The organism is Pseudoalteromonas sp. KG3 (assembly GCF_030436385.1).
GTDB lineage: Bacteria > Pseudomonadota > Gammaproteobacteria > Enterobacterales > Alteromonadaceae > Pseudoalteromonas > Pseudoalteromonas prydzensis.
Window position 1 is genome coordinate 3897961 of record NZ_CP098523.1, and the last position, 12594, is coordinate 3910554.

Below are 12594 nucleotides of genomic sequence, written 5' to 3' on the forward strand. Positions count from 1 at the left end.
AATCAGAGTAAGCTAAGCCGGCAATTACCACCACACGGCGGCGAAGTTTAACACAAAACAATCGCTAAACTACAGAGCGAGCTAATTAAGCTGTTATTAAAGCACGGTGTTTCTTGTTTTTAGTGGCATGGGAAAGTACCATAGCTAAAATTTTGCATATTAACTGGCTAGCATTGCTGTTAAGCCGTATCCCAAAGTAACGGGTTTTGCATAAAAACAAGATACGTAAAGTTAATATTGACTTTACACTGAACCAAATCGGCATAACCCACTCATATATTTGTTAAAACAATTAAGGGTATGCTAAGGAGAATTATCTGTGCAGTATTGGATCCCAAAAGCGCTTGCTGTAAGCGTGTTGGTTAGCTTGTCAGGATGTGGTGTGTTCACTGACGAAGCGCATCATAAACGTAATTACCGTGCCGGTGAGCCGGTACAAGTGCCTGGGCAATTGGCGCAGCCAGCTCAAGATCCTATCTATAAGATGGAAGTGGCGGAGTATGATAATAACCCTGATTCAACAAATTACCGTCCGCCAGCACAAGTATTAACGGTTGCAAAAGGCAGTTGGGTTGAAGAAGGTGATAAGCAAGCACGTGTTTATTTTGATAAAAACGATGGCATTGCCGATTTAGATGAATTTATTTGGGACTCAGTTCAGGCTGTGTTAGCCGAACATCAAACAAAGCCAATAAAACAAGACAAGCTGTTAGGTTCAATTGAAACAGATTGGTATGCCATTATCAAACCAGAAGAAGGTTGGTTATGGGATAGCGAAGATGAAGTTTCTCAGCAACGCTTTATTTTTTCTATTGAAGAAAAATCGCATCAGCGTACAGCTTCGTTAAGTGCTAAGTTAGCTGAATACGAAAGTAAAGATGTGCCACTGACACCTATACTACAACAGCAGTTAGAAGTGCGTGCATTAAACCAAATTGTAGCAGAATTTGATTATCGCTACCGTCAACTTGAAGTTGAAATACGTAAACAACAAGGCATTATTTCGTTGGAAATGGGCTTTGATAATAAAGGTAATGCGGCATTAGTAACCGAGCAAGATTACTTTGTAATATTTGATCGTTTTTCAGGATTTTTAGAGCGTTTATCGTTTACTATTGTTGAAATTGACCAAGAGCGCGGCTTGATCACGGCTGATTACAACAAACCAGAATCAAGTGTATGGGATTCAATTTGGGGCGAAGAACTTGCTGAGTTACCTATTGAAGAGGGTCAATATCAAATATTAGTCAGTCGTACTAAAGATGGCGGTACGAGCTTGACCTGGATGGATGACGAAGGCACAACCTTAGAGCCGGGTACCATGAATGATTTACAACAAGCATTAGAAAATGCTTTGCGTCAACGCGGTATTAAAATTTAATAATAAATAATAATAACACCACAAAAAGAGCTTTTGCTCTTTTTGTGGTTTCTACAGGTTGAAAACAATGTCTAATCTAACTTCCTCTGCCGAGCAGTTTGACTTAAAGGTATGGTTAACTTTTATCATTCCGTCCCTGATCGGTGTATTCTTGTTCATGACTCCAGTACCAATGGATGGAGCGATGACTATCCCGATTGCCGTTATGGCTAAAGCTGTAAAAACGGCAGTTGCATCCTATATTGATCTGTTGATCACCGTTATCATTTGTACCACAGGTGTTTTGTCTTTAGTGATGAAACTATTTAAACCAGCGACATTAATGAAATCCGCTATTTTAAAGCACCTATTTGATGTGCACTGGCTATGGGTTGTGATCCGCTTATTTGGTATGGCGTTTATTATTCTTACGGTTTTAAGCCTTAATAACCCAGATTTAAATTCAGCACTGCCGGGCGTATTACAACCTATTTTCACTGGTATCACTTCAGAAAATACCGGTGGCTTAGTATTAAAAGATTTGCTGCCCGTTTTATTTTCAGTGTTTATTTTAGCGGGTTTGTTACTGCCTTTGCTGTTGAATTTTGGCTTACTTGAATTAGTGGGAACATTGTTAACTAAAGTGATGCGTCCGCTGTTTGGTGTGCCAGGGCGAAGTGCGGTTGATTGCGCCACGTCATGGTTAGGTGATGGCAGTGTGGGTATTTTAATGACTGCACGGCAATACGAAGAAAAGCATTATACCCAGCGTGAAGCCGCGATTATTGGTACTACCTTTTCAGCAGTATCAATTACGTTTTGTTTAGTGGTATTAGGGCAGGTAGGGCTGGAGAAGTTATTTGCGCCGTTTTATTTAACGGTGTGTTTAGCTGGGGTTGTTGCTGCATTGATTGTGCCGCGCATTCCGCCATTAAGTTTTAAAAAAGATGTGTATATTGATGGCAGCCAACCTGATCCTCATAAAGAGCGCGTGCCACATGACAAAAATATATTAACCCATGCTTTGCATGTAGCGCTAAATAAAGCTAAGCATTCACCGGGCTTTGTAGGTACCTTGAAAGAAGGCGTTCACAACGCCTTAGACATGGTGTTTGCGGTATTACCCATTGTGATGGCGGTGGGCACGTTTGCATTAGTTATTGCTGAATACACGCCAATATTTGCTTATTTAGGCAAGCCGTTCATTCCGTTTTTAGAGCTATTACAAATCCCTGAAGCAGAAGCCGCCGCGCAAACGATTATGGTTGGCTTTGCTGATATGTTTATCCCGTCAATTTTAGCTGCGGGTACAATTGAAAGTGATGTAACGCGTTTTATCATTGCTGCAATGAGTGTAACCCAGTTGATTTATATGTCTGAAGTTGGCGCGTTATTATTGGGCAGCAAAATTCCAGTGAATATTTTTGAGTTATTCATAATATTCATTCTTAGAACCTTGATAACACTACCTGTTATTGCCCTGATGGCGCATTGGTTAGTTGGCTAGAGGAAAATATTAACTCTAGTTTAAGGCCCTGCACCGCAGGGCCTTTTTTATACAAACGTTAAAGCGGTTGATCAATCAATAAGATAGCTTGCGCTGCAGGCATTGGTTTGGCTTTTAAGAATCCTTGACCAAAATCACATTGCGTTTGCTGCAAGATACTTAATTGCTCTTGGGTTTCAATTCCTTCTGCGACCACGTCTAATTTAAGCGATGAAGCGAGTGATAAAATGGCATCAACCAATGGCGTGACGGTATCTTTTAAATGATCGATAAAGCTTTTATCAATTTTTAACACATGAATGGGTAGTTGATGTAAATAGCCTAAAGAAGAGTAGCCTGTACCAAAGTCATCTAAACATAACTTTACTTTCAATGGTGCTAAACCTTCAATTATCTTGGTCGCTAACTCTAAATTTTCGATTAGGCCAGATTCAGTGATCTCCAAACATAATGAGCCTAACTCGAGCGCATATTTGTTATAAATCGCGTGGATCTGTGAGATGAAATCAACACTTGCAAAGTGTCTGGACGAGACATTTACGGTGATCCGCAAAAACCGTTTACCTTGCTGTTGCCAAGCCGCTATTTGTTTTGCTGCAAGCTCTAACAAATGCAAATCAAGGTTAATAATTTGCCCAGTGCTTTCTGCAACTGGAATAAAGTCATTTGGCGCTACAAAGCCTTTACTCGGGTGATGCCAGCGTACAAGGGCTTCAAAACCGACCACTTCACAATTCTGGATGCCAAAAATAGGTTGAAAGTAAAGCTCAAATTCATCGTGCTCAATACCATGTTGTAAATCATTCTCGATATCAGCATGGCTTTTTAGCTTTTTGCGCATGGTATTGTTAAAAAATTTTACTTGTCCACGGCCTGTTGATTTAGCTTCGTACATAGCAGCGTCAGCATGCTGCAACAGTTGATAGGCTTTATCGTTTTCGTTTTCACAAAATGCCACGCCAATACTGGTAGATGCTTGTAACAAATGGCCATCAATATTGAGCGGTGCTTCAAGCGCATTTTTAATGCGTTTTAGGGCATCGTTGACTTGGTTTTTATGGGTAATGTTCTCCATAAAAATAGCAAACTCGTCGCCACCAAGTCGTGCAAATGTGTCAGTATTACGAATAGTGCCTTGAATTGACTTACAGATAGCAATCAGAAAGTGATCGCCCACCTCATGCCCTAGTGAATCATTGATACTTTTAAAACGGTCAAAATCTAAATACAACAGCGCGTGATAGCATCCTTTAGATGTACGCGTAAGGCGTAAAATGCCGTGTTTTATTCGGTCAATCAGTAACGAACGATTTGCAAGGCCTGTTAACTCGTCGTGTAAAGCACGGTGCTCAAGTGCTTGGCGAGACAATTGTCGGTCAATTGCCATGCTAATTTGACGGCTAACGTAGGTGAGTCGGGCACGGTCATGATCGTTGTAATGATGTGTTTTATCGTAACTTTGTACCACAATCACGCCACTCATATGATCACTCACTCTAAATGGCACACCTAGCCAAGACTCAGATTGGCGGCCCACCATTTTAAAATGACCGGCTGCGATATGTTGTTGGTATTCTTGCTTATTTAAAAGCAGTGATTGCTCTAAATTTAGTAAATAATAGGAGGCGGTATTTTTTAGTTGTTCTTTGGATATTTTTTTATGAGCATTCGAACGTACCCCTTCTTCAACAATATAAACAATATCAAGGATATCGATATTTTTGTTGTATAAACCGACCAAAAAGTTATCAGCACGCAGTAAGTTGGTCATAATGTTGTGCAATGATTCTAAAAAAGCATCTAAATCATTGGCTTGATAGGTTAAATTAGCTATTTGTAATAAGGTGCCTTCCAGCTTTTGCGCGCTATTTAATTGGCTAACTGTTTGCTGTAAGTTTTCAACGGTGTTGACCTGATTTATTTTTGCGCTAAGTAAATGCGCGACGGTCGTTAAAATCTCTAAGTGAGCATCGGTAAAATAGTTGCGTACTGGGTGTTCACAGTCAATAACACCTAAAACCTGTTGTTTGTATACTAGGGGGACACACAGTTCAGACATTGCAGGGCGCACATCTGCAATATAGCGGCTATCAGTACTCACATCACCTATAATTACAGCGCGACCTGTTGAAGCTACATAGCCTGTAATACCTTGATTAAATGCAATGGTTTTTTGTGCAATTGCATAGTCACTATTAGCATGGGAAACACCCATTGATGCGACTTCATGCAGTACGGTGCCACTGTTATCAGCGATATAAATAACGCAATCAACAAAGCCTAAGCGTTTAACGACTTCAGTAGTGACATAGTCGAACAATTCATCGAGTTTATCGAGTTGCAATAAGCTTGATGAAAACTGATTAATAATACTCAGTTGTTCGGTTTTAACATCAAGCGCTGATGATAAATCTATTTTATTCTGCATATGGCACGCGTGAATATACCGTATATTTGTCGTTAATATACATCCACATTAACGGATTGTTAACTTACAAACAAAGAAAAATTAAAAATTTTAGATGCTTAGCTGTAAACGCAAGCGCACGTCAAGCCACTGATGCAGCGATGCATTACCAATATTCAACAGTAAAAACAGCAATAAAATCTTTACTCGGCTATGCCATATGCATATGATCAATTAAATTCAGCCGTGGAAACAAGTAATGACAAATCAAGCCTCCAATACTCAAACAACCTTAACGATCACTCGCCCAGATGACTGGCATGTTCATTTACGTGATGGAAATCAATTAAAAGATACAGTTCGGGATATTAGCCGTTATATGGGGCGCGCGATTATTATGCCAAACTTAGTTCCTCCGGCAACGTGCACTGAAACCGCGTTAGCGTATCGAGACCGGATCATGGCCGTTGGACCACAAGGTAACTTTGAGCCACTCATGGTACTTTATTTAACGGATAACACGAGCGCAGATGAAATTAAAAAAGCCCATGCTACAGGTAAAATTGTTGCCGCTAAAGTATATCCAGCAGGTGCAACTACCAACTCTGACTCAGGTGTAACATCAATCAAAAAGATTTACCCGGTGCTAAAAGCGATGCAAGAAGTCGGTATGTTATTGCTGATCCATGGTGAAGTAACAGATTCATCGATTGATATATTTGATCGTGAAAAAGTCTTTTTAGAAACAATTTTAGTGGATGTCGTAAAAGATTTCCCTGACTTAAAAATTGTTCTTGAACATATTACAACCAAAGATGCGGTTGATTTTGTAAATAACGCCTCTGACAATGTCGCAGCTACGATCACCGCCCATCATTTACTTTATAATCGAAATCATATGTTGGCTGGTGGTATTCGCCCTCATTATTACTGTCTACCGATATTAAAGCGTAATACTCATCAACACGCACTCATTGAAGCGGCTACCAGTGGCAGTAACAAGTTCTTTTTAGGTACAGACTCTGCGCCACACTATAAAGATAAAAAAGAAGCTGCTTGTGGCTGTGCCGGCGCTTATACAGCTCATGCGGCACTTGAGCTTTACGCTGAAGCGTTTGAAGACGCTGGTGCATTAGATAAATTAGAAGGCTTTGCTAGTCATTATGGTGCTGATTTCTATGGCTTACCAAGAAATACAGATACTGTAACCTTAGTGAAGCAGCCTTGGACAGTGCCTGCAAACTACCCACTAGGTGATGATCATGTCGTGCCTATCAAAGCGGAATCAATTATTGATTGGCAAGTGAAGTAACGATTTAACTTACCTTGGCGATTAAAAGAGTATTTTAATCGCCTTTCTAGCGCTAATCTGTGTTGCTATAGCGTGTAAAATCAGCAATTAAAGCCTGTTTAAAATAATTCTGAATTAATAGAGCTAAAACGATTTTATTATGTTAACCTTAACTTGCTTTGAGTTTTTGCGTATAGAATTTTCGGTTAATGTGCGGCGTTTATGGTTACCTGTTTTGGTCAATTATTTCTTCCTGTACTTTACCCAAAGGATTTTTGGGCATTCACTCAGGGAGGATATAGCCAATTACTGGCTGAATTTTAAATTTTGACTTACAGGAAAATATAGTATGTCAACTACTGGTAAAGTTAAGTTCTTCAACGAAGCTAAAGGTTTCGGTTTTATTGAACAAGAAAATGGCCCTGACGTATTCGTACATTTCAGCGCTATCACTGGCTCAGGTTTTCGCACTCTAAGCGAAGGTCAGCAAGTGACTTTCAGCATCAAGCAAGGTCAAAAAGGCCCTGAAGCTGAGAACGTAGAACTAGCATAATTTTTATTATGTGAACCTAGGTTCAACTTGGTGAAACAGGACTCTGTTTCACCATAATTCCCTCCTTATTTTTTGTAATACCTACTTACGTAAACCTTCCCTTTGTTATTGTTTTTCTAAATACCTGTATCTTTGCAATTAATACTCCATTACGCTATTTAAACCACGGCTAGCGCATTTTAATCCCAGATTCTAACAGGGTTGAGCGATAATCATCGTCTAGCCCTGCCATTTTCTTTTTTCTCGCCATACTGGCTGTTTTAGTTGTATCTTGTTTAAATAACGCCATGGCTATTTTTCTCATTACGTTAAAAACAAGGGGTCCTTGCTTCTTACGGATTCTTGATTCATCTTCCCTAAAGTTCATATCCAACATCCAATGCATACTTTCAACCTGCCAGTGGCTTCGTACCGCATTAAGTGCTTGCTCCGCACCTAACGCTAACGAACTAATATACCAACGCGTTTCTATCGTGTCTGTACCTGATGATTTATCGTGAACCTCAGCGGTTACTTGAATAACACTCTTTAAGCCAGACCATTGGTAGATTTTATCTAACCAGCTTTTATCAATAAGCAATTGCTGACAAACCCTTGTTTCAATGCGCCCATGCCCTGAGCTTATTTCGGTATGTTTATCATAGTTGCTATTGGTCAATCCTTCGCGCTCACTCTTGTGCCACCAAGCTTCTAATTCACTCTGCATACCTGAATGGTTACCTTTGAGCGCTAGGATATAATCAGCTTTTTGTTTAATTATTTGTTTCGCTATTTCTTGCTGGCAGCCCATAGCATCAAGTGTAATGATGCTATTTTCAATATCTAGCATGGTGAGTAACTCAGGTATGGCTGTGATTTCATTTGTTTTGCTATCAACGGCTGTTTGCCCTAAAACTAACTGGTGTTGGCAGCTCCATGCACTGACGGTATGTAAAGCACTTTTTCTATCTTTGGTTGTAAATGAACGACGTGCAGTTTTTCCATCCATAGCAATAATATCAGCACCCGTGGTTTCAATAAGTGAAGATATCCAAGATTGAAATGCATGCTCTATTTCATCTGATTTTAACCGACAAATGACACGGGCTATGGTGTCGTGTCTTGGAATACCCGCGTTGAAAGCGCCATATCTTTTTAACCAATCAAGTTTTAGATGCCCAAAGTCTTCAATATCCTCCCATCCTTGTGCACCGGAGATTACTGCACTAATGGCTAAAAGGAGAATATCGATAAGCTCATGCTTTTTACAGCGTTCAATGCGAGGATCGGTAATTGAATTAAAGTGTTTCAGAAAAGTAGCGCTCATATTTTACGTGACCAAGGTGATTATTATGCCTTGATCTGATCACTACATATTCTATAAGTTCAATTTATAATGATCTTGCCGTGCTATTTAAACTTAAAAAGTCACATTTTTAGACCCTGGTTTTCATCTGTCAAAGCAGTAACTAGAATATTTAAGTCGATTGGTATAACCCTTACTTTGCGCAAACCTGCCCTTAAGCCTGTATTAATGCAGTTAATTGTGTCGTCATTCTTTGTTTAACGCGCTGAATAGATTTGCTGCAAAAGCCGTTCTACTGCCATGTAAAAAAGTACATACTTATTTTTATTAATATTTAAATGCTAGGTTCTGAGCAGAATTAATCAGTAGAATTCTAAGGTCAAGACTAGTTTAGTTTTAGAAAATGAGTCGTTGTAGTTAACTAAAGAGTGTAAAAGGTTTACCTATTCAATGTGTATTAGAAAGAATGTGTTAATTGTTGATGATCACCCTTTGGTTGGTGCTACGATAACAGCAACGTTGAAAGAATCTCCTCTGATAGCAGATACTTTTTTTGTCAGTGAGCCAAAGGCTGCATTAGCTTTTCTCCGGTTGCATCGTATTGAGCTTCTTATTTTAGATATTGAACTAGGTAATACCGATGGTTTTAGCTTGTATAGGCGTGCATTATTAAACGGATATAATGGCAAGGTACTATTTTTGTCAGCTAAACACGCTAATCATTTGATCCGCATTGCGGCAAAACTAGGTGCTCAAGGTGTTATCAATAAATCTGAAAGTTTAGAGAATATCAGCTTAGCGATAGAATTAGTTTTACGTGGACAGGTATATTTTCCGCACGATGGGGGGGTATAATAAAAAAGATCTTGATCAAATTTTAACTGAGCGTGAGTTCACCGTCATGGGGTATTTGGTCGAAGGATTATCAAATAAACAAATCGGAGAAAAACTTTTTATTAGTAATAAAACAGTGAGTACTTATAAAACTAAAATCTTTGAAAAATTAGAAGTAGACTCTGTGATCTCGCTCGCTAAGCTAGCCGAAGTAGCCGCAGTGTAAAATTTAGGTGTAAAAAGTAGGTGCTCGCTCCTGTAAACGGTCCAAAGAGTGTGTGTTTTACACCAACATCACTAGCTTCACCTGCATAAAAAGGCTTTTTTACTGAATGATTACGCTTATTTGAAATTATTATTAACTTTTTTAACCCTCCTAGATTACACATAAAATGTTACATTTATGTTTTGTCTTTCACGAGAATAAATAAAACAGCTGTAGTTAGCGGCTTTGCACGAGATGAAAATTCGGCGCTGTTGCATTAATGTTAATCCTTTGTTTTGTGTGTTTTAGTTTGTAGTGATTGAATTAATTTATTTCCTGCTAATTCCAAACATCAAGTTGACAGCGTGCATTGCATTTAGCATTATTGGAGGGTTGATATCTATTAAAAGATATCAGGGTTGTCTCCTTCGGGAGGTAATTAAATTATAAAAGTAACATTACTTAATTGGTTGGGAACTATGTCTGTTAAAATCAGAAAGAGTCTTGTAGCAACTGCGTTGGTTGGCGCGTTTGCATTCGCAAGCAGCAATGTGATTGCAGATCCTTTGAATGACGTGCAAAAAGCAGGTCTACAAATTCAAACGGCTGCGGTTAAGTCTCAAACTAAAATTGACAACGTATATGGTCAAACTCAAGAGCTATTAGCTGAGTACCGTAGCGTTGTTGATGAATCTGAGCTTTTGAAAGTATACAACGATCACGTTGCTCGTTTGGTCGCTGACCAAAACGCGCAAATCGAATCGTTTGACCGTCAAATCGCTACGATCGACAACACAAAACAAAACGTTGTGCCTTTGATGTATCGCATGATCGATACGCTCGAGCAATTCATCAAAGCGGACGTTCCGTTTAACAGTGACAATCGTTTGGCGCGTGTTGAAAGATTACGTGAAACAATGGTTTCTTCTTCTGTAACGACTTCAGAGAAATTCCGTCAAGTATTAGAAGCTTACACAATTGAAGCTGCTTATAGCTCTTTAGTTGCTGCTTCTCAAGGTACTTTAGAAATTGATGGTAAGAGCATTAACGTTGATTTCGGCCAACTTGGTCGCATCACTTACGTTGCTCAATCGTTTGACTTAAAGCACGCATGGGTATGGGATAACAATACTAAACAGTGGAAAGAATTAGGTGATGAATACCTAAAACCTGTTAAAGAAGTTATTCGTATGGCGCGTAAGCAAGCGACATTAGAACTTGTTAAACTACCAATCTTTGGCGCGGAGTAATCAATAATGAAGAAACTATTTAAAGGTTTTGCTGTTGCAGCAGTACTATCTGTTTCTGCAGGTACCGCGCTGAATGCACATGCAAATACAGATGCTTTAGATAAAATCCTTGAGCAAGTAAAGCAAGAGCGTATCTCTGAAGGCAAAATCAATAAGCAACGTGAGCAAGAGTTCTTATCAGATCGTGCTGATAAGCAAGCGTTACTTAATAAAGCGAAAAGCCAATTAGCTGCTGAAAAAGCACGTGGTGATAGCTTAACAAAGCAATATGCACAAAATGAAACTACTTTAGCTGAGAAAGAAGCAGCTCTACAAAGTGCACAAGGTACTTTAGGTGAGATGTTTGGTGTTGTACGTCGTGCAGCACAAGATGCAATCGGTTCAATCGAAGCATCACTTGTTTCTGCTGAAAAGCCAGGTCGTGCTGAAATCTTACGTTCATTAGCAGCAGCTAAAGAACTACCAACAGTTCGTGAACTTGAAGAACTTTGGATTTCACTACAAACTGAAATGACTGAGTCAGCAAAAGTTTCAACGTTTGAAACTGAAGTTGCAGGTCTTGACGGTAACCCGACTGTGAAGAAAGTAACGCGTATCGGTAACTTCAACTTAGTTACAGACGATGGCTACTTAATTTACTCACCTGAAACTAAATCAATCCAGCCGCTAGGTAAGCAACCTGATAGCTATATCCTTGCTGGTATTGATGATTTAGCAAATACTTCTGCTGATAACTATGCAGGCGTATACGTGGATCCAACACGTGGTGCTATCTTACGTATCAATACACAAAAAGCGACGCTTGAAGAATACTTCCACCAAGGTGGCGTAGTTGGTTATATCATCACTGCGTTATTAGCTTTAGGTATGTTGATCACTGCAGTTCGTTTTGTTGACCTTACACTTACTACTAGTAAGATTAAGAGCCAGCTTAAAAATGTTGCTACACCGAATACAAATAACCCATTGGGTCGTATTCTTAAAGTGTACCATGACAACAAGAACCAAGACGTTGAAAACCTTGAGCTTAAACTAGATGAAGCGATTCTTCGTGAAACGCCACGCATCGAAGCTGGTATCAACATCATTAAAATTCTTGCTGCAATCGCGCCACTACTTGGTCTACTAGGTACGGTAATCGGTATGATCTTAACGTTCCAAACAATCACATTGTTCGGTACAGGTGATCCGAAGATCATGGCAGGTAACATCTCTCTAGCACTTGTAACTACTGCGCTAGGTCTAATTGCTGCATTACCACTTATCCTTCTTCACGCTGTTGTTGCGGGTCGTAGTAAGTCGGTATTACACATCCTTGATGAGCAAAGCGCGGGTATCGTTGCGACTCACGCGGAGAAGGAGAAAGCCTAATGCTAGTCCTGATGGAGATCTGGGAATCTATCAGGGATTTTGTTGGCACAGGCGGCCAGGTTTTATACGTGGTCGCGATAGCACTCTTTCTGATGTGGGTTTTAATGATTGAGCGCTATTGGTTCTTACTTTCTGAGTTTCCTCGTATGTCGAAGGAAATTGTAGCAAAGTGGGATGCCCGCCAAGACACTACGTCTTGGTACGCACACAGAATCCGTGAAGCATGGATTTCTGAAGCGTCTGAAAAATTAGATCAGCGTATGTTGTTGATTAAAACATTAGTAGCTGTTTGTCCTTTAATCGGCTTACTTGGTACAGTAACAGGCATGATCGCGGTTTTCGAAACCATGGCCAGCCAAGGTACAGGTAATGCACGTTTAATGGCATCAGGTATTTCAATGGCAACAATCCCAACAATGGCTGGAATGGTTGCGGCATTATCTGGAGTTTTCTTTAGCTCACGCCTTGAGGCAAGAGCGAGAATGGTGAAAGCCAAACTTGTAGATAGCATGCCTCATCACTAGAGAGAGA

Annotated in this window: 11 protein-coding genes; 9 read left to right on the plus strand and 2 right to left on the minus strand. The window is 39.8% G+C overall.

The genetic code is table 11. The features are described from left to right. Positions 1-319: 319 nt before the first annotated feature. A complete protein-coding gene (gene bamC, locus NDQ71_RS18410) occupies positions 320-1381 on the plus strand; it encodes an outer membrane protein assembly factor BamC (RefSeq protein WP_301561989.1) in 1062 nt (353 codons plus the stop codon). A gap of 67 nt (positions 1382-1448) precedes the next feature. Further along, on the plus strand, positions 1449-2867 hold the full coding sequence (locus tag NDQ71_RS18415; RefSeq protein WP_192541620.1) for a YjiH family protein: 1419 nt from the start codon (positions 1449-1451) through the stop codon (positions 2865-2867). Positions 2868-2925: 58 nt separating this feature from the next. Here NDQ71_RS18415 and NDQ71_RS18420 read toward each other — a convergent pair whose 3' ends face one another. Further along, positions 2926-5295 (minus strand): EAL domain-containing protein, encoded by a 2370-nt coding sequence (locus tag NDQ71_RS18420; RefSeq protein WP_301561990.1) that lies wholly within the window; start codon positions 5293-5295, stop codon positions 2926-2928. 238 nt (positions 5296-5533) lie between these two features. Here NDQ71_RS18420 and pyrC point away from each other — a divergent pair, with 238 nt between their 5' ends. Further along, entirely contained in the window at positions 5534-6586 is a 1053-nt protein-coding gene (gene pyrC / locus NDQ71_RS18425; protein WP_301561991.1) for a dihydroorotase, read from the plus strand. A gap of 328 nt (positions 6587-6914) precedes the next feature. After that, complete coding sequence (locus NDQ71_RS18430; protein ID WP_064668395.1) at positions 6915-7118, plus strand: cold-shock protein; 204 nt, start codon at positions 6915-6917, stop codon at positions 7116-7118. A 169-nt stretch (positions 7119-7287) separates the two neighbouring features. Here NDQ71_RS18430 and NDQ71_RS18435 read toward each other — a convergent pair whose 3' ends face one another. Further along, complete coding sequence (locus tag NDQ71_RS18435) at positions 7288-8424, minus strand: ISAs1 family transposase (protein ID WP_024602346.1); 1137 nt, start codon at positions 8422-8424, stop codon at positions 7288-7290. A 447-nt stretch (positions 8425-8871) separates the two neighbouring features. Between NDQ71_RS18435 and NDQ71_RS18440 the strand changes: the two genes are divergently transcribed. The 5 genes from NDQ71_RS18440 to NDQ71_RS18455 all read left to right on the plus strand — a co-directional run bounded on the left by NDQ71_RS18440 (position 8872) and on the right by NDQ71_RS18455 (position 12587). Next, positions 8872-9258 (plus strand): response regulator, encoded by a 387-nt coding sequence (locus NDQ71_RS18440; RefSeq protein WP_192541617.1) that lies wholly within the window; start codon positions 8872-8874, stop codon positions 9256-9258. Continuing rightward, complete coding sequence (locus NDQ71_RS24440; RefSeq protein ID WP_225736580.1) at positions 9245-9463, plus strand: LuxR C-terminal-related transcriptional regulator; 219 nt, start codon at positions 9245-9247, stop codon at positions 9461-9463. Before NDQ71_RS18440 ends, NDQ71_RS24440 begins: the two co-directional genes overlap by 14 nt. A gap of 458 nt (positions 9464-9921) precedes the next feature. Next, a complete protein-coding gene (locus NDQ71_RS18445; RefSeq protein ID WP_016707788.1) occupies positions 9922-10692 on the plus strand; it encodes a DUF3450 domain-containing protein in 771 nt (256 codons plus the stop codon). Positions 10693-10698: 6 nt separating this feature from the next. Next, positions 10699-12063, plus strand: a complete 1365-nt coding sequence (locus NDQ71_RS18450; RefSeq protein WP_192541615.1) for a MotA/TolQ/ExbB proton channel family protein — start codon at positions 10699-10701, stop codon at positions 12061-12063. Continuing rightward, positions 12063-12587, plus strand: coding sequence for a MotA/TolQ/ExbB proton channel family protein (locus tag NDQ71_RS18455; RefSeq protein ID WP_064668393.1), 525 nt, complete (start codon positions 12063-12065; stop codon positions 12585-12587). The genes NDQ71_RS18450 and NDQ71_RS18455 overlap by 1 nt, the downstream gene beginning before the upstream one ends. Positions 12588-12594: the final 7 nt, after the last annotated feature.